Origin of the sequence: Neobacillus sp. PS3-12 (assembly GCF_030915385.1) — a bacterium.
Taxonomy (GTDB): Bacteria; Bacillota; Bacilli; order Bacillales; family Cytobacillaceae; genus JAEVLT01.
Genome location: NZ_CP133268.1, coordinates 3663079 through 3682684, shown reverse-complemented (window position 1 = coordinate 3682684; position 19606 = coordinate 3663079). Strand labels below are relative to the sequence as shown.

The 19606-nt window shown below is 38.0% G+C and carries 17 protein-coding genes and 1 pseudogene; 3 read left to right on the top strand and 15 right to left on the bottom strand.

The window, feature by feature from the left end; genetic code table 11:
* Window positions 1–25 precede the first annotated feature (25 nt).
* The 4 genes from RCG17_RS18640 to RCG17_RS18625 form a co-directional block, all read right to left on the bottom strand.
* Window positions 26–1201 carry an ABC transporter permease gene (locus RCG17_RS18640; protein WP_308171589.1) on the bottom strand — a complete coding sequence of 392 codons (1176 nt, stop codon included), beginning with the start codon at window positions 1199–1201 and terminating at the stop codon, window positions 26–28.
* The gene (locus RCG17_RS18635) at window positions 1170–1880 is read right to left on the bottom strand and encodes an ABC transporter ATP-binding protein (RefSeq protein ID WP_308171588.1); all 711 of its coding nucleotides are present in this window, start codon (window positions 1878–1880) and stop codon (window positions 1170–1172) included. The genes RCG17_RS18640 and RCG17_RS18635 overlap by 32 nt, the downstream gene beginning before the upstream one ends.
* Complete coding sequence (locus RCG17_RS18630; protein ID WP_308171587.1) at window positions 1880–2887, bottom strand: biotin/lipoyl-containing protein; 1008 nt, start codon at window positions 2885–2887, stop codon at window positions 1880–1882. Before RCG17_RS18630 ends, RCG17_RS18635 begins: the two co-directional genes overlap by 1 nt.
* A gap of 150 nt (window positions 2888–3037) precedes the next feature.
* A complete protein-coding gene (locus RCG17_RS18625) occupies window positions 3038–3727 on the bottom strand; it encodes a C39 family peptidase (protein WP_308171586.1) in 690 nt (229 codons plus the stop codon).
* Between the two features lie 165 nt (window positions 3728–3892).
* Between RCG17_RS18625 and RCG17_RS18620 the strand changes: the two genes are divergently transcribed.
* Window positions 3893–4903, top strand: a complete 1011-nt coding sequence (locus RCG17_RS18620) for a DUF3231 family protein (protein ID WP_308171585.1) — start codon at window positions 3893–3895, stop codon at window positions 4901–4903.
* Between the two features lie 112 nt (window positions 4904–5015).
* On the opposite strand, the gene RCG17_RS18615 is transcribed toward RCG17_RS18620, so the two are convergent.
* The 5 genes and pseudogenes from RCG17_RS18615 to RCG17_RS18595 all read right to left on the bottom strand — a co-directional run bounded on the left by RCG17_RS18615 (window position 5016) and on the right by RCG17_RS18595 (window position 11129).
* The gene (locus RCG17_RS18615; RefSeq protein ID WP_308171584.1) at window positions 5016–6386 is read right to left on the bottom strand and encodes an amino acid permease; all 1371 of its coding nucleotides are present in this window, start codon (window positions 6384–6386) and stop codon (window positions 5016–5018) included.
* 175 nt (window positions 6387–6561) lie between these two features.
* Window positions 6562–7854 (bottom strand): dihydrolipoamide acetyltransferase family protein, encoded by a 1293-nt coding sequence (locus tag RCG17_RS18610; RefSeq protein ID WP_308171583.1) that lies wholly within the window; start codon window positions 7852–7854, stop codon window positions 6562–6564.
* 12 nt (window positions 7855–7866) lie between these two features.
* Window positions 7867–8886 carry an alpha-ketoacid dehydrogenase subunit beta gene (locus RCG17_RS18605; RefSeq protein ID WP_308175884.1) on the bottom strand — a complete coding sequence of 340 codons (1020 nt, stop codon included), beginning with the start codon at window positions 8884–8886 and terminating at the stop codon, window positions 7867–7869.
* A gap of 2 nt (window positions 8887–8888) precedes the next feature.
* Window positions 8889–9957: pseudogene (gene pdhA / locus RCG17_RS18600) on the bottom strand (pyruvate dehydrogenase (acetyl-transferring) E1 component subunit alpha).
* A 32-nt stretch (window positions 9958–9989) separates the two neighbouring features.
* Complete coding sequence (locus RCG17_RS18595; protein WP_308171582.1) at window positions 9990–11129, bottom strand: Leu/Phe/Val dehydrogenase; 1140 nt, start codon at window positions 11127–11129, stop codon at window positions 9990–9992.
* Between the two features lie 379 nt (window positions 11130–11508).
* Between RCG17_RS18595 and RCG17_RS18590 the strand changes: the two genes are divergently transcribed.
* Window positions 11509–11961, top strand: coding sequence for an Lrp/AsnC family transcriptional regulator (locus tag RCG17_RS18590; protein WP_308171581.1), 453 nt, complete (start codon window positions 11509–11511; stop codon window positions 11959–11961).
* A 128-nt stretch (window positions 11962–12089) separates the two neighbouring features.
* Here the strand turns inward: RCG17_RS18590 and RCG17_RS18585 are convergent, their stop codons facing one another.
* Window positions 12090–12512, bottom strand: a complete 423-nt coding sequence (locus RCG17_RS18585; protein ID WP_308171580.1) for a PaaI family thioesterase — start codon at window positions 12510–12512, stop codon at window positions 12090–12092.
* 397 nt (window positions 12513–12909) lie between these two features.
* Between RCG17_RS18585 and RCG17_RS18580 the strand changes: the two genes are divergently transcribed.
* Entirely contained in the window at window positions 12910–13671 is a 762-nt protein-coding gene (locus RCG17_RS18580; protein ID WP_308171579.1) for a SagB/ThcOx family dehydrogenase, read from the top strand.
* A 54-nt stretch (window positions 13672–13725) separates the two neighbouring features.
* On the opposite strand, the gene RCG17_RS18575 is transcribed toward RCG17_RS18580, so the two are convergent.
* The 5 genes from RCG17_RS18575 to RCG17_RS18555 form a co-directional block, all read right to left on the bottom strand.
* Window positions 13726–14964 carry a YeeE/YedE family protein gene (locus RCG17_RS18575; RefSeq protein ID WP_308171578.1) on the bottom strand — a complete coding sequence of 413 codons (1239 nt, stop codon included), beginning with the start codon at window positions 14962–14964 and terminating at the stop codon, window positions 13726–13728.
* Window positions 14965–15141: 177 nt separating this feature from the next.
* Entirely contained in the window at window positions 15142–16065 is a 924-nt protein-coding gene (cysK, locus tag RCG17_RS18570) for a cysteine synthase A (protein WP_308171577.1), read from the bottom strand.
* A gap of 182 nt (window positions 16066–16247) precedes the next feature.
* Complete coding sequence (locus RCG17_RS18565; protein ID WP_308171576.1) at window positions 16248–16565, bottom strand: MFS transporter; 318 nt, start codon at window positions 16563–16565, stop codon at window positions 16248–16250.
* Window positions 16566–16567: 2 nt separating this feature from the next.
* Window positions 16568–17692, bottom strand: coding sequence for a DHA2 family efflux MFS transporter permease subunit (locus tag RCG17_RS18560; RefSeq protein WP_308171575.1), 1125 nt, complete (start codon window positions 17690–17692; stop codon window positions 16568–16570).
* Between the two features lie 967 nt (window positions 17693–18659).
* A complete protein-coding gene (locus tag RCG17_RS18555) occupies window positions 18660–19595 on the bottom strand; it encodes a COX15/CtaA family protein (RefSeq protein ID WP_308171574.1) in 936 nt (311 codons plus the stop codon).
* Between the last annotated feature and the right edge of the window lie 11 nt (window positions 19596–19606).

Below are 19606 nucleotides of genomic sequence, written 5' to 3'. Positions count from 1 at the left end.
AAAGCGGCCGCAAGAGCGAACCGCTTTATTCATAGCGTAACGCTTGAATTGGATTTAATTTTGATGCTTTATTGGCTGGGAATACCCCAAACACAACCCCAACAATAAGCGAGAACAAGAATGAGGATATCACGACAGTGTTTGAAAAAGTGACTGTCATACTCAAAGTAGAGCCTAAAATCTTCCCTAGGCCTAGTCCTAGTAAAATACCAATTATACCGCCCATTGCGCTTAAAACAACCGATTCAATGAGGAATTGCCACAATATATCACGCCTTTTTGCACCAATCGCTTTTCGGATCCCAATTTCTTTCGTACGTTCAGATACGGACACAAGCATTATATTCATGATCCCAATACCGCCCACTAATAGAGAGATACTGGCAATTCCCCCAAGCATCATTGTCATCGTATTAGAAACGGAACTCATAGTACTCATTAAATCCTGCTGATTGTTTACACTGTAGTTATCCGTTTGATTAGGATACATACTGGCCATTGCATTTTCGACTTCAGCCATGACAAAATCCATATTCTGTCCACTTTTTCCTTGCAGATAAACTTGATTGATACTTGTTGTTTTCGTTAAACGTTCAGCTGTACTTAATGGAACGATGACAACATCATCACCACTTTGCCCCATTGAACTTCCTTTCGAGGCAAGAACGCCAACCACTTTAAAAGAATTGCCATCAAGTTGAATGTATTGTCCGACAGGACTTTCTGTTCCAAAAAGAGTTTCAGCTGTTGTTGCTCCAATGACGGCTATTTTTTGGCGATATTCCACATCTAGATCCGTTAGAAAACGCCCGCTTGTGACCTTCGTATTTCGGACAGTCTCATAGGCAGCATTGGTCCCAGTCAGGGTAGTCTGTGAAGAGGTTTTATCTTTTTTAACGGTTACCCTCCCGGAAACAACAGGTGAGATTGCTTTAACACCATCTTTGTCTTCAAGCTTATTAATTTTATCTTCGGTCAAGGAAAGATCTGTACCAAATGTATTAATGGTAATTAGATTCGTTCCTAGATTATTGATTTGGCTGGTTACATTGGAGGTTGAACCTTGTGCAATCGAAACAAGTACAATAACAGAGGAAACACCAATGATTATTCCCAGCATCGTCAGGACAGATCGCAGTTTATTCCCCTTTATACTGCGCATGCCCATTTTAATTGATTGTAAGATTGCCAATTCGTTCACCCTCATTCTCAAACAGTTGTCCGTCTTGGATACGAACCATTCTCTTCGCTTGTTTTGCAATGGATAAATCATGTGTGATGACGATGATCGTGTGGCCTAATTCATTTAAACCTTTCATTAGCTGCATAATTTCCGTACTTGTTTTTGTATCCAGTGCTCCTGTTGGCTCATCGGCTAACAGGATGGCAGGGTTTCCAACAAGGGCCCGTGCAATTGCCACCCTTTGCTGCTGTCCGCCTGAAAGCTGGGTTGGTATATGGCCGGCCCGTTCCTTTAATCCTACTTTTGTCAGTGATTCAAGTGCTAATTCCTTACGCTCTTTTGCAGATATCCCACTATATATAAGCGGCAATTCAACGTTTTCCTGTGCGGTAAGTTTCGTGAGTAAATTAAAGTTTTGAAAAATAAAGCCAATCTTTTGATTACGAATGGTTGCTAAGTGATTGTCATTCATCTTGCCAATTTCTTTTCCGTCAAGAAGATACTCCCCAGCATCCGGCCGATCGAGGCAGCCAAGCATATTCATTAATGTAGACTTTCCCGAACCCGACGGTCCAATAATGGCTAAAAATTCACCTTTGTCAATGTCGAGGGAGACATCGTTCAACGCGTGAACGGTATCACCTCCAAGTTCATAGGACTTCATTAAATTCGAAATTTGAATCATCGGTGTGCTCATTACTTACTAGCACCTCCGCTGGCATTTGAACTTGCGGAGTTGCTGCGTCCCATGCCTCCAGACATTCCGCCGCCTATTGGAGCGCCACCCATCCCGCCAAACATGCCTTTGTTGTTTCCATTTGTACTAGTTGAGCTGCTTGAAGTAAGGTTTGGCAAGTTTACTACTTGCCCTTCTGTTAAACCTTCAGTGATTTCTACATAATCATCATTCGCAAGTCCTGTTTTGACCGTAACTCTATTGGATGGCTGGCCTTGTCCTTGGCTTTGCGATTGTGTTTGGCTTGCATTAGCCGAAGATACTAGAACGAATTTTTCTCCATTCATCGTATGGACAGCATTAAGCGGGACATAAAGAGCATTATCCTTACTTGCAGTCAAAATGCTTGTTTCCGTACTCATACCTACTTTTAAATTTTGCGGATTATCGATCGAAATATCTACATCAAACGATGATACTCCATTTGTTGAAGTTCCTTCATTAGCAATCCCAGTTACTTTTCCTGTAAAAGTCAGATCTGAAAGGGCACTAACCTTGATTGTTGCAGTTTGTCCAACTTGAATTTTTGGAATATCCAGTTCATCGATAGAGGCAACTGTTTTAAACGTACTGTAGTTTGTTAAATGTGCGACCACTTCACCAGTTTGAACTTTTTCACCAGCCGAAACTGCAAGTGTTGTAATAATTCCATCAGCAGGTGCCGTAATTGGATCACTGCCATCAGTAAAAGTGATTAATTTTTCCCCACTTGTGACCGATTCTCCAGCTGAGACTAATACTTCATCAATTTCATTATTGTTAATGGTTGACTTAATATCCTCAGAGGTTACAGGCTGAACGGTACCGGTTCCGCTCACATTCACTTCAAATTTCCCTTTTTGAACAGTGGCTGTTCGATTCTGGATAACAGACTGTTGATTATTGTTGTTCGTTTTTGTAGCATAAACTTCGAAACCGCCGATTCCAATAACAAGAACACCAATTATAATAAAAATCCACTTTTTCATTTTTCCTTCTCCTTATTTATTAGTAGTAAAAGCTCTTATAATTTCCATGTCCTTATCTTGCATCTGCAACCTGAATTGAGCTTGAAAGAAAGCTGAAAGTTTCCTGAAAATAATAATGTACACAAAGAAAGAGCAGCCGAATGGCTGCTTTTATCTATATGAAATGGCTTGGTTTCCCATTTGTTCCCAACCCCTTTTAAAACTAGAAATGGGAACTTTTCTATTTTTTATATTCGCTAACGGGTCATTAAAATAGATATAGTTTGGGTCATATCCTGTAACAAGGACGCTATGCTCTTTCATTGTAATTCTAATCGGGCCGATGGGGGTTTGCCAGGAGAGCCAAAACTGCGAAGGAACTGCATCAAACATGACATTATTGATCACCCATACAGGCTTCCCATTGTTCAAATATTGATAAATTGTTTCAAATGAACAACCTGATAAATCTACTACTCTACCAGTTAAATATTGGTCTGCTAATGCTTTAATGGGTCCATGATAAACACCGTATCCTGGGCGGTTAAAAGAATACATATCCCCAACAAATCCAGTGTTTGGATTACCGAAATGAACTGTTCCATTCATATATCTATGTGATGTTGTGTCTTTTCGAACCTGGGAAGCAAGAGTCATTTTCTCAGCGTTAACCCCTGCATACTGCAACATCATCGCTAATGAAGTCACTTCGCATCCCCTTCGTAACTCAGGGTTTTGATTGATAAGGGGTGCGTTTAGAATCTTGCCAGACGTATCAGCTTTAACTTGTTTCATTTTGAATGAAATTTCAACAGTTAAAACTAAAACGACGATAATACCGATTACGGATAATTTTTTCAAATTTATCTCCTCCGTATCATCAGTAATTATATTTTTTCCGAATCCGAATGAAAAATGAAATGTAATAAATGGCATACTAAATCAAGTACTAGCTAATTTACATTTGAAACAAATTAAAATTATTGGGGAAACTATTCTAAATGGATTTTAAGGAGAGATCGTGAATTGAAGCCACAGAAAAAGTCAGTAAATATCGAACTGACATGTACGGAAATTGGCGGACTTTGGGGGACTTTTATGCAAGAGAGTATGAATATTTGCTTTCTTTCGTATTTTTTGCATCACCTTCAAGATGAAGAAATTATTCCACTGGCAAAAGAAGCTTTGGAAATTTCTAAAGGGAGAATAGATAAAATAAATGAAGTGTTTCTTAAAGAGAATTTTCCCGTTCCTAAAGGTTTTACCAATAGTGATATCAATTTAGCGGCTCCACAGCTATTTCATGATGTGTTTTCCCTTAGTTATCTTTATATGATGAATCGACTTGGCATGATTAATTTTGGCTTCGTTGCCTCTAACAACGTTCGACTGGACGTTCTGGATTTTTTTACCGAATGCAGTCATAAAACAACAGAAATGTTTGGTAAAGCAGTAAAGTTGATGCTATCCAAAGGCATTTATGACCGTCCACCCAAAATGAACTATCCCAAAGAAATTGAATTTGTCCAAAAGAATTCATTTATCAATGATGTTTTTGGAAAGAAACGCCCATTGAATGCAATTGAACTTTCAGAAGTTTTTTTTAACATTGAGCGAAATTACTTTTCTGTTCTATTAATGCTCGGATTTGCTCAAGTGGTAAAAAATAAAAAACTAAAAAACCATGTTCTTGCAGGAAAAACAATAAGCGAAAAACAAATCAGCTTTTTCAATAATTTACTTATGGAGGAAGACCTTCTAGGTACCGTCCCTGTAGGAATGGAGGTTACTGCTTCCACTATTTCTCCTTTTTCTGATAAGTTGATTTTTTCCATGATTAATGCACTGAATGCTATTGATATCAGCTTAATTTCACACGCAATGTCATTGTCAATGAGAGTTGACCTTACTGCACAATATTGCAAAGTCTTATTAGAAGTCATGCAATATGCAAAGGATACATTTGATATCGTGGTTGAAAATAAATGGCTTGAACAGCCACCACTTGCAACAAATAGAAATGAATTGTTAAGCTAGGACTAACTTAGAACAAAGCCCCACGATTCACTAAAAGTGGGGCCCTTTTCGGTGCCGAAAGCAGTTTACTAATATCAAACCTTGTTGCCTTTTTTTATATATTTGAATAAAACTATACGATATTCTCTTCTTCTATTTTAGTAACCTTTACATCTTCATTTTTAAATTTAAAGATGGAAATAATAAATAATAAAGCTAAAACAACAAGACAAGTAATAATGCTCACTCTATTCTGTTCATTTAACATAAATATTACTACTAAAATAGTTAATGCAGCAGCAGCAGTTGCTGTAACATAGGGGAATCCTCGCAATTTAAAGCTTGGCTCTATTGGATAGGCTTTACGAAGCTTTAATTGTGCTAAACAAATACTGATCCAAACCACTGATACAACAAAACCAGGAACTGCCATTAACAAGAGAAAGACCTTATCCTGTGCAACAAAAGCGACCAATGATCCCCCTAATATAACAACTGCAGTTAAAATTAAACTATATATTGGAACACCTTTTTTCGTTACATATGAGAAAGATTTTGGAGCTTCTCCTTCTACCGCTAAAGAATGTAGCATTCGTGTACAACCATATATACCAGAGTTGGCTGCAGATAAAACAGCTGTAATTAATATAAAGTTCATGATATGAGCTGCGCCCTGAAGGCCGGACATTGATAATACCTGGACAAAGGGGCTTGCTTGGTGACTAACTTCATTCCAGGGAATTAAGCCACAAATAATAATAATTGGCAATGTGTAAAATAAAACGATTCTCAAAATAAAACTTTTAATGACTTTTGGTAAAATACGCTCTGCATCTTTTACTTCTGGTACAGTTAGTCCTATTAGTTCGGAACCTCCATACGAAAACATCACGATGATCAATGCTGAAAATATCGACATCCACCCATTCGGCAAAAAGCCTCCATGACGTGTAAAATTTTGCAGGTAGTTGGATTTATCGCTTGGGATGATTCCAAATAAAATACATGCCCCCAACACAATAAACACCATAATCATGACAATTTTAATTCCGGCAAACCAAAATTCAAACTCCCCATAATTTTTTACATTCATCAGGTTAATACCAATGACCAATGCTGCACAGCCTAAACTTAATTCCCAAAGCGGAATAGCTGGAAGCCAATATTGTAAGAAACTTCCTGCTACGACAATCTCAATGACACATACAGCCAGCCACATGAAACAATAATACCAGCCTACAACGAATGAGACCCTCTTACCGAATGCTTTCTGAACAAAACCTTTCATATTAGTGCCCGGATAAACAATTGCCATTTCTGCTATAGCTCCCATAACAACAAGAAGCAATAGTCCTGCAAACAAATAAGTGAAGATAATTCCTGGTCCTGCTATCGATACTGTTTCAGCACTTCCTTTAAAGATTCCTGTGCCTATTGCCCCTCCCATTGCCATCAAACTAATATGTCTAGGCAATAATTTTTTTTGCAGTGATGCAGATTTCATACCCTTTTCCTCCTTCATTCTACGAACTGGTCCACGAGAAAGCCGAGATAAAAATGAACTATTACTAGTTATTTTGCAGAATACGAACATTGTTCAACTAAGATAACCCCAAATAGAAAACGCTTACAAATCACATCACTTCATTGTTATAGGAGTTTAATGGCATTATAGGTTGTCATACTAGTTCGATTGGCCATAAACTTGGGTTCTCAATTAATTGTTTAAAGCGGTTCGTAAAAGAAACTGCCGTGGCACCGTCCGCCACGCGATGGTCAAAAGCCATCGATAATGTCATTATCGATCGAATCGCAATTTCATCGTTTTCCACGACAACTGGCATTTTTTTTGTCTTATGAAATGCGATTAACCCTGTTTCCGGATGATTAATAATTGGTGTAGCTCCGATACTTCCTAAAGGACCCACGTTACTTATTGTAAATGTACCTCCTTTCAAATCAGTTGACGTCAGTTTGTCCTCTTGAGATTTTTTCGTTAATTCTTTTAATTTATCATTAATTTGGCGAACAGTTAATTGATCAGCATGATGAATGATAGGCACAATTAAACCCTGTTCTGTATCAGTAGCAATTCCAATGTTATATTCTTTTTCTAAACGAATTACTTCGTTTACTTCATCAAGTTTTGCATTGAATACAGGAAATTGTTTCAATGCCACGACGATTGCTTTAATAAAGAAGGCAACAGCGGAAATATTGATATCCATTCCTTTTAACTCGCTTCGATATGCCAGCAGCTCGGTTAAATCTACCTCTTCAAAATGGGTCACATGCGGAATCGTATAAAGTGATTGGGTCATTTTCTTTGCAATTTGCTTCCGGCGCCCTCTAAACGGAACAATTTCTACATTTGTTTCATTCACATTCGGTACTTCTTGCTTTAGAATCTCTTGCTTTGGTTCTGTTTCTTCTACGATCATTTTTGCAGCAATCCCCTTTGTTTCCTCAGAAGATGGAAACCCATCACGTTTTTTAACGAATTCGTATATATCTTTTACTGTGATGCGTCCGTTTGTACCCGTACCTGTAATTTCATTAATATCAACTTGAAATTCACGTGCAATTTTTCTCGTATAAGGTGCTGCAATGATGAATTTTTTTTCATTTTTTTGCTCGGCAATAGCTGTTTGTTGGTGCTGTGTTGTTGTTGAAACTGCCTGTTTAAAATCGACCTTTTCCATTTGTTTTTCCACCGCTAGTTCTACGACCTTTTCCTTTTCTGTTTCCAATACTAGAAGCGTTGTACCAACAGATACTGTGGTACCATGGTCAACAACAATTTCCTTCACCTTGCCTGAGGATGGAGAAGGGAGCTCTGCTACCATTTTATCTGTTTGCACTTCTAATAGAGGCTGATCCACCTTGACCACATCCCCCACCTTGACAAAATAGTGGATGATTTCTCCCTCAGTCATTCCTTCACCAATATCATGTAGTTTTACTTCAACCAATGTCTTTCCCTCCTAAAAATGCACAACTTTTTCGATGGCTTTCAATACACGCTGAGGTGTTGGCAAATAATGTTCTTCTAGTGCAAAGAATGGAACCGGTACATCAAATCCTGTAACACGCTCAATCGGTGATTTCATATACAGAAAGGATGTATCATTAATAATTGAAACAATGTCATTTCCCACACCGCCTGTTTCATGGGCTTCATGAACAATAACCGCACGTCCTGTTTTTTGAACGGATTCGCTGAGAATGTCTTTATCGATTGGATAAAGGGTACGCAAATCAATAACATCACAAGTAATGCCTTGCATTTCTGCCTGTTCTACCGCTTTCATGGCTACCGAAACCATCGCTCCCCATGCAATTACTGTAACGTCATTCCCCTCTTTAAGCTTTTTCCCTTTTCCGATTTCAACGATGTATTTTCCTTCTGGTACCTCATCACGATTCGCACGATAAATTCTCATGGACTCTAAAAATAAGACGGGGTCCGGGTCTTCGATTGCTGCTATTAACAGACCTTTTGCATCGTAGGCAGAAGAAGGGCATACAACCTTAATCCCAGGCATATGTGTAAACAACGCTTCGACACTATCTGAGTGAACTTCTGGAGAACGTATCCCAGCACCGTATGGTGCACGGATTACCATTGGAACCGTATAGCTCCCCATCGTCCGCATACGAATGCGTGATACATGTGTCATGATCTGTTCATATGCCGGATAGATAAAACCGAGAAACTGTATTTCCGCTACAGGTTTAAATCCATTGACCGCCATTCCGACAGATGTTCCGATAATCCCCGCTTCACTCAGCGGCGTATCAATAACTCGATCCTCCCCAAATTGTTCTTGCAGCCCTTCTGTAGCCCTGAATACTCCCCCGTTTCTACCGATATCTTCTCCAAGCAAAATGACTCGTTCATCCTCTTTTAACATCGTTCGCAAACCATCATTTATAGCTTGAATAAGTGTTAACTGGTTTGTCTTTGTGGTATAGTCATCTAACGGTTTTTCCATAGTTATCATCATTAAGAATCCCTCCCGATTAATTGAAGATACTGTTCTTTTTGTTTGGCTATGGTCCAAGTTGGCGTTTCAAATACATAATCGAATAAATCATTGACATTCGGTTTTGGAAAGCTTTCCATGTCTTTAACTGCCTGTTCCACTTCACTTGCGGTTTCTTCTTTGATTTTCGTTACCCATTCCTCGTCCCAGTAGCCGTTTAACTTCATATAACGCTCCACACGAAGAAGCGGATCCCGTTTTTCTCGAATGATGTCGCTGTCTGACTGATTTCGGTATTTAGTCGGGTCATCTGCCGTTGTATGGGCACCATATCTCCATGTTAGTGCTTCAATCAGAGTGGGGCCTTCTCCATTACGTGCACGTCCAAGCGCTTCTTTTGTTTGAAAATAAACAGCAAATATATCGTTTCCATCAACACGGACACCTGGCATATCATAAGCTAGTGCCTTTTGTGCGATGGTTTTGGAATTCATTTGCTTTTCAATCGGCAGTGAAATGGCAAAGCCGTTATTTTGGTTAAAGAAGATCAGCCGGTGCTTGAAACACACTGGCAAAGTTCAGTCCTTCATGAAAATCGCCCTCTGATGTAGCTCCGTCGCCAAAATAAGCAATCGCGGCGTTTTTTGTTCCTTTTCTTTTTTCCGCCAAGGCAGCCCCTGCTGCATGAGGGATTTGAGTTGCAATGGGAACGGCAGGAGGAAATATCTTTTTCCCATTTTCAGGAACACATCCCTCTACACGTCCTTTCCAATATAAATACGTACGAGCCATGCTGGCACCAAATGTTAATGTGGCACCGTGGTCTCGGTAGGTTGGAAACACCCAATCATCTTTTTCGAGCGCTAGTGCGCTCCCCACTTGAGAAGCTTCCTGCCCCTCAAACGGGGCGTATGTCCCCAGCCTTCCTTGACGCTGCAAACTAATGGCCTTGCGATCAAAAGTACGAATACGAACCATGTTATTATAGAAACTTTTTACAAGATCTTCTGTTATTTCCTCTTTGTACTGTTCATTTATTAATTGACCATTTTCATCGACGATTTGATATATTGGAAATTTTGTTTCCATCTAATCACCCCATACTCTTAGAAATTTCATTATTATTTACGAATATCCCATTTAGGACGCTTTGCATGAGTGAAAAAGCTATTTTGCCTCTTGCGGTCTTCCATACGTTTTTCACAAAGACGGTTAGCAGCTTGAATTGTTGTAATGTCATCCAACTCTGCCTGTCTGTATACTTCCAATAAAGAAGTGTAAATGGATCTTGTTTTTGATAACACACGTTCTTTATTGTAGCCATACAGTTCATCTGCTACTTGAATTAAACCGCCTGCGTTTACAATATAATCTGGAGCATATAAAATTTCTTTTTGTTTCAGTGATTCACCATGTTTTTCCAAAAAAAGCTGATTGTTAGCCGATCCAACCACTGCTTTTACTTTTAACTGTTCGATTGTTTCATCGTTAATAATTCCTCCAAAGGCACATGGAACAAATACGTCTGCCACCACGGAATAAACTTCATTACCGCTTATTACCCTTGCAATACTGCCTAATTGTTTTGCTCTTTCTTGAATGGCCGCAACGGCCTCTTCATTGATATCACTTACATATAAATCTGCACCAGCTTCCAGCAATTGCTCTGCTACTTTGAAACCTACTTTTCCAAGACCTTGAATGGTGAAGGTTTTACCTGAAAAATCTTCTGTGCCAAAAACGACTTTATTCGTAGCTTTTAAACCGTAAATGACTCCAAGCGCAGTCGGGATGGATGAGTCACCGCCACCTCCGAAGCTTTCTGGAATTCCTACAATACAATTGGACTCTTTTGAGGCATGGATAAAGTCATCCATTGACGTCCCCATATCAGTTCCTGTATAAAAACGACCGTTTAAAGATTCTACAAACTGGCCGAAGGCTCTAAACATTGCGGGTGTTTTATCCGTCAAAGGATCACCAATGATCACCGCTTTTCCTCCACCAAAGTCAACATCTGCAGCGGCACATTTATATGCCATGCCTTTTGATAAACGAAGTACATCTTCCAAAGCCTCATCCATTGTGCGATACGGCCGCATGCGGCAGCCTCCCAATGCCGGACCCAATGTTGTACTATGAATGGCGATAATTGCTTTTAACCCTGTTGCAGGATCATTGCAAAAAACAAGTTGCTCATGTTCATGCATTTTATCCATAATTGATTCTGTATTTTGCTCAGATTGCTTCATCAAATTCATTTTAATTCCTCCATCATCACTGTGAATATAGTGGTAACCGCTTACAAAAAAGCCTTTCTTACCCTTTTTGAAACGCATCAAGAAGTATGCATTCATTTTACTGAAATAATAATGACGTATTTGTCTTTGCTCCTATGACACTTTCTTAATCGCGGACTTCATTTTCGGTAAAGGCGTCAATAGTAACCCGTTACCCTCATTTTTTTACATCATAATTTTTGATTTGTTTGATAATTTCAAAAATTATGTTTTCGTTAATACTATGATAAGATATAATAAAATAAAAAAAAATATCAAAATGTATAAGTTTTAAGGGTTAAGCATTCTATTTTGCATAAGTTTTTCGGAATTTACCTTCATTTTAAAAGGAGAACATTTAATGGATCAAATAGATATTCATCTTCTTGAACTTCTTCAATTGGACGGGCGTATTACCTTAAGTGAGTTATCAAAGAAATTATCACTTAGTCGTCCAAGTATTACTGAACGTCTAAAACGTCTGCAGGAGAAGGGAATTATTGAAGGATTCAGTGCACGAATATGTCCAAAAGCAATTGGCAGAAATGTAATCGTTTTCATTCAACTGAGTGAAATCAAGATAATTTCCTATACTGAGTTTGAGCAATGGATTATGAAGGATCCTGATATTATCGAGTGTCATCGATTAACAGGTTCTGTTAGCTATTTACTTAAGGCTGCCGTAACAGGAATGAGTCATTTGAGTAATCTTATCGATAAGCTAACTCCTTACGGAAATGTTAATACATCTATTGTTTTATCATCACCTGTCCCTTTTCGATGCATTACGCCTCATCCCAATGAGAAAGGATAAACGCAAAGACTTAATATAAAAGGGCAAGCATAGATTTTCCAATGCTTGGCTGTCTTTCAAGATTCATTTTGTGGCGGCATTAAAAATGGATCATGCCTATACATGATCCATTTTTTTCGTCTCATCATTTAATCATTCAGAATCATAACTGAAGAAACAACACTGGCCGCCTTTTTCTTATTTTGATATAAATCTGCGATTACATATGCTGTTTTCTTTCCCATCCTTTCAACCTTAGCCTCTACCATAGCTTCTCCAAGCATAACCGGCCGATGAAAAGTCGTGTGTAAATCAATCGAAGTAAATGTTTGTCTAGCTTCTAGCTTAGAAGCAATTGCATATGCCATCATAATGTCAGCTGCCGAGGAAACAAATCCTCCCATCGCAACACCAATTCCATTTATGAATTTTTCGTCAACTCTCCATATACCGCGCGCTAAGCCATTGTGAGCATAGGTTGCTTTTATCTGTAAAGTTTCATCGCAATTTGGCGGCTGCTCTCCGTGTGTAATGATTCTCATTAGATTAAATTTTTCATTTTTACTCTCCATTTACCCAAATCCCCTCAAAAAATTTATCTACATATTACAAGAAAAAATTCTTCTAACCACCAATGATTATATAACAAAATTTTTATAACGATATCCACACGGCTGAGTAAATAATGTTATATAGAAATAGAATAATATCAGCTTAACACTATGTCAATATCTTTATACAAAAATCTTAATGTAGTTTCCAAAAGTGGAGGGAGAATGGAGGGAAAGCTGTTTATACTACTTGTCATAAAAAATTCAATATCACTTTTCTCCACAACTGTATTTGAATCGTTATGTGGAAATGTAACTATTATCATTTAGTCCTACATACTTTGTGAAATAAATCACAGATAAAATTATGATACAGAATATAATTGATGAATGCAGAAACATCATAGGAGGACTAACCATGTCGAGATACGTTCAGCAAAGAAATTTTTTAAAGTCCAATTTTCTTGAATTTAAAAATATTAAAACAGATAAAATCAAGGGGCTTCCAAAGCCTCCAATTGTTAAACCATATACCTCTATATCGCCAATTATTAACCTTCCAAAAGTTAGTGAGGACGTTGTAAAAAGACAAAACATTTATGAATGCATTAAGGATAGGAGAAGCACAAGGTTCTACTCCGAAGAATGTTTAAGTCTTACGGAGTTATCCTATCTTTTATGGGCTACTCAAGGGATTACTGGTACTAATAAGGCTGGACTTACATTAAGAACTGTACCTTGCAGTGGTGCAACACATACGTTTGAAACATATTTATTTATTACGCGAGTGGATGGCATACAAAAAGGAGTATACAGGTATCTGCCAGTAGATCACCAGCTTTTATTTATGCTTGATTTGGATGACATTGATCAACACATAGATGCCATTACGTTAGACCAGCCTTTTGTTCCTAATTTTGCGAAAAAGGCGGCCGTGGTTTTTGCTTGGAGTACCGTTCCATACCGCTCCGAATGGAAATATGATATTTCAGCACATAAAAAAATCCTCATCGATGTTGGCCATGTATGCCAAAACCTTTATTTAGCAAGTGAATCTATCGGAGCAGGAGCTTGTGCTATTGGTATTTATGATCAAAAGTTAATCGATGAGGTATTAGATTTAGACGGAGAGGAAGAGTTTGTGCTATACCTTGGCGCCGTTGGAAAAAAACGAAAATGATAAAATCAAAAAAAATACAAAGCAGACCTCAGTCTGTTTTGTATTTTTTAATCATTATTTATTTTTCAATTTACATACAGGACGAAGTGCGATCCCGATGTAACTTCCAATCATAGCTCCTACAAACCATTCCCAGCCATGTAAGCTAAAGGAGGATATACCGGAAAAATACGCTCCAATATTACATCCAAATGCGATCCGGGCACCGTAGCCCATCAATACTCCCCCTACTAACACACCGATAATCATTTGAATTGGGATGTTTTGAAAATAGCGTTTAGGAAACTTACCTGCCAATGCTGCAGCAAGCAGTGCTCCTACCATAAGTGCAATATTATCAGTTGTTTCGAGGTTATGAAACAAACTCGCATGCAAATCAGCTGCTTTAGCAGGCGCTTGCCAATAACCCCAGTTTTCTACATGAACCCCAAATGTTTGAGCAGCTTTAGCGCCCCATAAGGCAAATGCGGATGTTACTCCCCATGGCTTGCCTGAGACAAGCAATAGAATAAAGTTTCCTACAGCAAGTACGAATCCTCCAGCAACCCAGGACCATGGTCCTTTAATGACAGTTTCCCATTTAAACTGACCTTTTCCAAACAAAGGTTCAACTTTGCCATAGCGACGTTTTTCAACGGTATATACAATGAAAAATAAGATTGCTATTAAAATGAAACTTACAAGAACACCGCCAAATGCACCAAAGGATTGGATGAACGAAACTGGCCCGATATTTGGTGTAGACATCCACCATGAAAAATCTTTCGATCCAATAACAGAGCCCACAATGAAACCTATTATGGTTAAAATTCCGCGAATGTCTCCTCCGCCTGCGTGATATAAAGTACCAGACGCACAGCCATCCCCTAACTGCATTCCAATACCAAATATAATTGAACCGGCAAGGACCGATAGTCCCACTTGGCTTACATTCCCAGTAACTTGATGTCCGAGAATACTTCCCTGCAGCAATACTGGTAAAAATAATAGATTAGCAATAATAAACATAATCATTTGTGCACGAATACCGATCCCCCGACCTGAAACAATCAGATGGCGGAAAGAGCTTGTAAAACCAAAATGCGCATGATAAAGCGTTAAGCCCATAACACCTGTTACCAAGAATAGAAAAGCTTGCGTATATGACACAGTCTGACCTAAGAAAAAGAAACCTAACACAAAGATTGCTAATGAGATAACGGTTAAAGGAAGGTTTGTTTTTCGTTTTTTTGCATCCTTGCCTGCATCGATATGTGTGTCTAAATTTCTTATTTGAGATTCTGTCATTGCCATGAAAACCACCCCTTTTGTTTAAATCCTTACGAGATATACAAAATTATACTATTATTCCGATTGGCATACAAGGATTTATTTTTTTCATTATTCTCAATCCATGAGGCTGATTATTGTCATTTTCCCCACTGTAAACGTAAAAAAAGCTACCAAAGTAGCTTTTTTACCATTACCTTTTTACATTGGAAATAAATCAGATGATAAATAACGTTCACCGGTGTCTGGTGCCAATCCTAAGACCTTTGCATGCGGAGGCAGTTTCTTGGCAATTTCTAAAGCATAATAGATGGATGCTGCACCAGAAGCACCAACTAAAATCCCTTCTTCTGCTGCAAGGCGGCGAGCTATGTTCTGCGCATCTTGATCTTGAATCAATAAAATCTCATCATAAATAGATTGATTTAATAATTTAGGAATAAATCCAGGACCCGTACCTGGAATTTTATGAGGACCAGGACGACCTCCGGATAAAACAGGCGAGCCCGCCGGCTCAACAACATAAATCTTTAGGTCTGGAATTTTTTCTTTTAACACTTCTCCAGTACCAGTTACAGTACCGCCTGTACCTGCCGTACAAATAAAAGCAGCTAAATCCCCTTGAAATGATTCATAAATTTCGATTGCGGTAGTATCACGATGCGCATCTGCATTGGCTGGATTTTCAAATTGCATTGGGATAAAGTTATCAGGAATCTTTTCGGCAATTTGATAGGCTTTTTCAATGGCTCCAGACATGCCATCCTTCGCTGGAGTTAAATAAACTTCTGCACCATATGCTTTTAATATTTTCACTCTTTCTTCTGTTGCATTATTAGGCATTGTAATAATACAACGATAGTTCTTGCTGGCACAAACCATGGCTAAACCAATTCCCGTGTTGCCCGAAGTTGGTTCAATAATAACAGTTTTACCAGGAGTAATTTTCCCAGTTTCTTCTGCTTGCTTAATCATGTTAAAAGCAGCACGATCTTTAACACTTCCTCCAGGATTAAAGGATTCCAATTTAATATAGACAGAAGCCCCATTAGGGTCTGGCAAATGATTTAACTTTACTATAGGAGTATGACCAATAAGGTCCAAAATTGAATGGTATAATTTCATGCTAATTCTCCGTTCTAATCAATTTATTACTATATGAATTATAAGTTATGATTTCTGGGGTTTCAAATTCTTGGTCTCAAGGAGGAAATATAACCATAATAAAATTAAAGCAGCATTTTAAAATACAGCCCAAAAAAAACGCCTATTCCTGTTGAATAGACATATTTTTAACCTCTTCTTTTTTATCTATTCAGTCCCACTTCATTAGACGAATAGTCATCCATGTTTTTAAGCTCATTTTTATAATTTTTCGAAGTAATAATAAGGGTGAGGAAAGAAAAAACAGCTACTAAAAAATAAGCGGATCTAAACGTATACACTAAATGATTGAAATGAATATTTCCGTAAAGCTGTAAAAAGAATTGGTAAGATAATCCTCCAAGTGTAATCCCTAAGCTCATACCTAACGTTCGAGACATATTAAGTATTCCGCCAGCAACTCCCAAAGCACGTTTTGGTACATTCCCCATCACATGGCTATTATTTGGCGGAGTAAACATACCTATCCCGGCCCAATAAGCAAAAGTCCTACACAAGTTAGAATGTACGTCCCTGTAAAATCAATAAATGACAATATTAGAGCGCCTGCAGTTGCCATGGAAAGACCTATAATGGATGGAATGGCAGGACCGCGATGGTCTGACATTATTCCGGAAATAGGTGTTGATATCGTCATTCCTATTGGTACAGCTGTAATAACAATACCTGCTTGTAAAACTTGAAGATGCTTTACTTGATCTAAATAATAAGGAGTGAGCAGAAGTACAGCATACATAACAATGAAAGACATAATACCGGTTATATTCCCCATGGTAAAAGGCTGATGTTTAAATAGAGATAAATCCACTAATGGCTCAGTTTTCTTGCTTTCATATTTAATAAACAAAAAGGAAGATGCTATTGCGATAACATAACATATGATCATTAGGTTAGATCCCCAGCCTAATTTTAAACCCATATTTAATACATAAATAATTGTAATAATGGAAGGTATAAGCAGAAGAACACCAACATAGTCAAATTTCTTCCGTTTATCTACAACAGGGTCTTTTGGTAAGAATATGATTCCTAAAACAGTACCAATGACCCCCACTGGCAGATTAATAAAAAACAGCCATTTCCAGCTAACAAAGGATAGCAATACGCCACCGACTACTGGCCCCAAACTTAGACCAATTCCTTGTGCACTCGCTTGAAATCCAATCGCTTTCCCAAGATCGTTTTTTGGAGAAGCAAAAGTGATAATCGAGACACTGTTCGCCTGCAGCAAAGCTGCCCCAATACCTTGGAGGATTCGGCATACAATTAAGATGGAAAGTGTTGGAGCTAGTCCGCAGAATAATGAACTAAAGGAAAATATGATGAAGCCAATTGTATAAAGCCAGCGGCGGCCAAACATATCGGCAAGTCTTCCGAATATCAAAATAGTTGACGCAAGTGATAACAAATAAGCTAAGCTCACCCACTCTATTTCATTCATTTGGGTGTGAAATTGCTGTTCCAAATTCGGCAAAGCAACATTGATAATGCTTGCATCTAGTGCTGCCATAAAAGCACCTATACAGACAGTAGCTACGGCGTACCAATGATTTCTGGTTATTAATTTAGTCGAACCTGAAGAGTTCAAGTTAATCCCCCTTCATATCTATTGAAAGATTTAATTTTTTATCGCTCTTTTAGCTTTATTATACTACATTGGGTATATATATATAAAGCCAACTGATAATTTACAGAATTTTACTATAAAATCATTTTTGATTTCTCCCTCATTAATCCTACTTTTAATATTGCCACATCAATATTAAGTTTCGGTTAAGCAAAAGCGGAGTTTCCAACTTTTTCGTGCTCTTTATGTGTTTCTATTAACGTATCTTATGACCAAATAAATTCATACCAATGTCATAATCAATGCGTTTAAAGTAGAAACTAAAGAAAAGGCGATGGGATTTGATTATCCCCTATTATATTCGTCTTTACAATGGAACATCTTTAAAAATCGCTGAGGTGAAAAAGTAATGAAAACAATCTTTGGTTTAATTACTTTTAGCATAACTTCTTTATGGCTATTGGTCTGGATTTTGGTTTTAGGTTTCCAAACACGATCACTAGTTGATGTGTTTACGCTAAACGGCACGCTCTTCCGTTGATATTTATGGTGTGAAATCACATCATGGGATTCAGTTTCAAGGAAAAATAGGTGGATCTGTTGGCGAGGGAACTGAAAAAAGCCCTTAAATGTAGATTGTGTGTCTAAAATTTGCTGTTGATTTACCGCTTCAATTAACAGAGTTTTTTACCTAGGATGAAGGTATAAGTTCTCATCGTTATGAGGGCTATACCTTTTTCGCTGAGTAATTGTGGGATAAGATATCCAGTTTATAAAAATAGATTGTTGAAATATAATCAACAATCTACTTTTAGCATTATTTTGAACCATTTTTTTACTCTTTCATCATTTTACCAACCATAACGAAAGATACAATCATTGCAGCCACAAACAAACCAACTATTGAATAAAGTCCAAAGTTCATTTTTCCACTCCCTTATTATTTTTATGGTTTATATTCCTTGCTATGTGGTATTGAATTCGTAGCCTACCAGTTTGCTAGCTTCTTATTAGACAAAGTTATTTCAGAATCCTTTTGCTTTTCCCCCGACTTAATTAAGCTTTGGATACAGATAATACTTAGCGTACCAACAAGCAAGGATAGGATTGAAACATGCATTAAAACGGCACCCAAACTTAAATGGGTATAAATCAAAAGTGCTCCGCTTAACCCCTGAAGCAGAATGAATAGAAAACCAATTTGACTTAAACGGTACAGGTCCTTCCTGACATTCTGCATTTTCTTAGTCACTAAAATCAGAATACCAAAAAGGATAATTAAAATGAGGGCAAACGAACGGTGAATCACATCTACCCAAAAGGAAGCCCCAGCTTCAGATAATGTTTCTGTAGGAATAGGAAATCCCCGAAAAGCTCCACCTGACCCAGTTTTGGCTACATATCCTCCAAAATAAGTGGCAGCATATAAGAATATAAACGTAAACCAGGAAAAAATAGAGAAAGAAGCAGGCAGTTTTTGTTCAAATCGAATATTCTTTTCTTCCTGATAGATTACATAGGCAATATTGACTAAAGCTGAAAAAGAAATAAGAGCCAATCCAAGATGAGCTGCTAAAAGCAATGGCGAAAGTGAAATGATCACTGTCAACGCGCCAAGAGTCGATTCACCAAGAATTCCTAAAACTGCAAAAGCAACAAGCCATTTCACTTTGGGTGACCTATATCGAACCCATGCCAGGGCAGAAACAGTAAATAATAAAACACTTGCAAGGCCTACTACCATTCGATGGGTATATTCAATTACAGAATGGTAATCCGAGAAGTTAGGAAATATACTTCCATTACAAAGAGGATACCCAGGACCACACCCCATGGCTGAATTGGTCATTGTATCAATAAACCCAAGAATATTCACCAAAAAAATCGTGGTTGCCGCAACAATAGAAAGCTTAAAAAGTCGCATATTCACACACC

What these genes read in the sequence shown, in the direction of transcription:
- RCG17_RS18635 (WP_308171588.1), bottom strand. Translation starts at nt 1,880, where the DNA reads ATGAGCACACCGATGATTCAAATTTCGAATTTAATGAAGTCCTATGAA.
- RCG17_RS18630 (WP_308171587.1), bottom strand. Translation starts at nt 2,887, where the DNA reads ATGAAAAAGTGGATTTTTATTATAATTGGTGTTCTTGTTATTGGAATC.
- RCG17_RS18615 (WP_308171584.1), bottom strand. Translation starts at nt 6,386, where the DNA reads ATGAAATCTGCATCACTGCAAAAAAAATTATTGCCTAGACATATTAGT.
- RCG17_RS18605 (WP_308175884.1), bottom strand. Translation starts at nt 8,886, where the DNA reads ATGATAACTATGGAAAAACCGTTAGATGACTATACCACAAAGACAAAC.
- RCG17_RS18595 (WP_308171582.1), bottom strand. Translation starts at nt 11,129, where the DNA reads ATGAATTTGATGAAGCAATCTGAGCAAAATACAGAATCAATTATGGAT.
- RCG17_RS18590 (WP_308171581.1), top strand. Translation starts at nt 11,509, where the DNA reads ATGGATCAAATAGATATTCATCTTCTTGAACTTCTTCAATTGGACGGG.
- RCG17_RS18585 (WP_308171580.1), bottom strand. Translation starts at nt 12,512, where the DNA reads ATGGAGAGTAAAAATGAAAAATTTAATCTAATGAGAATCATTACACAC.
- RCG17_RS18580 (WP_308171579.1), top strand. Translation starts at nt 12,910, where the DNA reads ATGTCGAGATACGTTCAGCAAAGAAATTTTTTAAAGTCCAATTTTCTT.
- RCG17_RS18575 (WP_308171578.1), bottom strand. Translation starts at nt 14,964, where the DNA reads ATGGCAATGACAGAATCTCAAATAAGAAATTTAGACACACATATCGAT.
- cysK (WP_308171577.1), bottom strand. Translation starts at nt 16,065, where the DNA reads ATGAAATTATACCATTCAATTTTGGACCTTATTGGTCATACTCCTATA.
- RCG17_RS18565 (WP_308171576.1), bottom strand. Translation starts at nt 16,565, where the DNA reads ATGTTTACTCCGCCAAATAATAGCCATGTGATGGGGAATGTACCAAAA.
- RCG17_RS18555 (WP_308171574.1), bottom strand. Translation starts at nt 19,595, where the DNA reads ATGCGACTTTTTAAGCTTTCTATTGTTGCGGCAACCACGATTTTTTTG.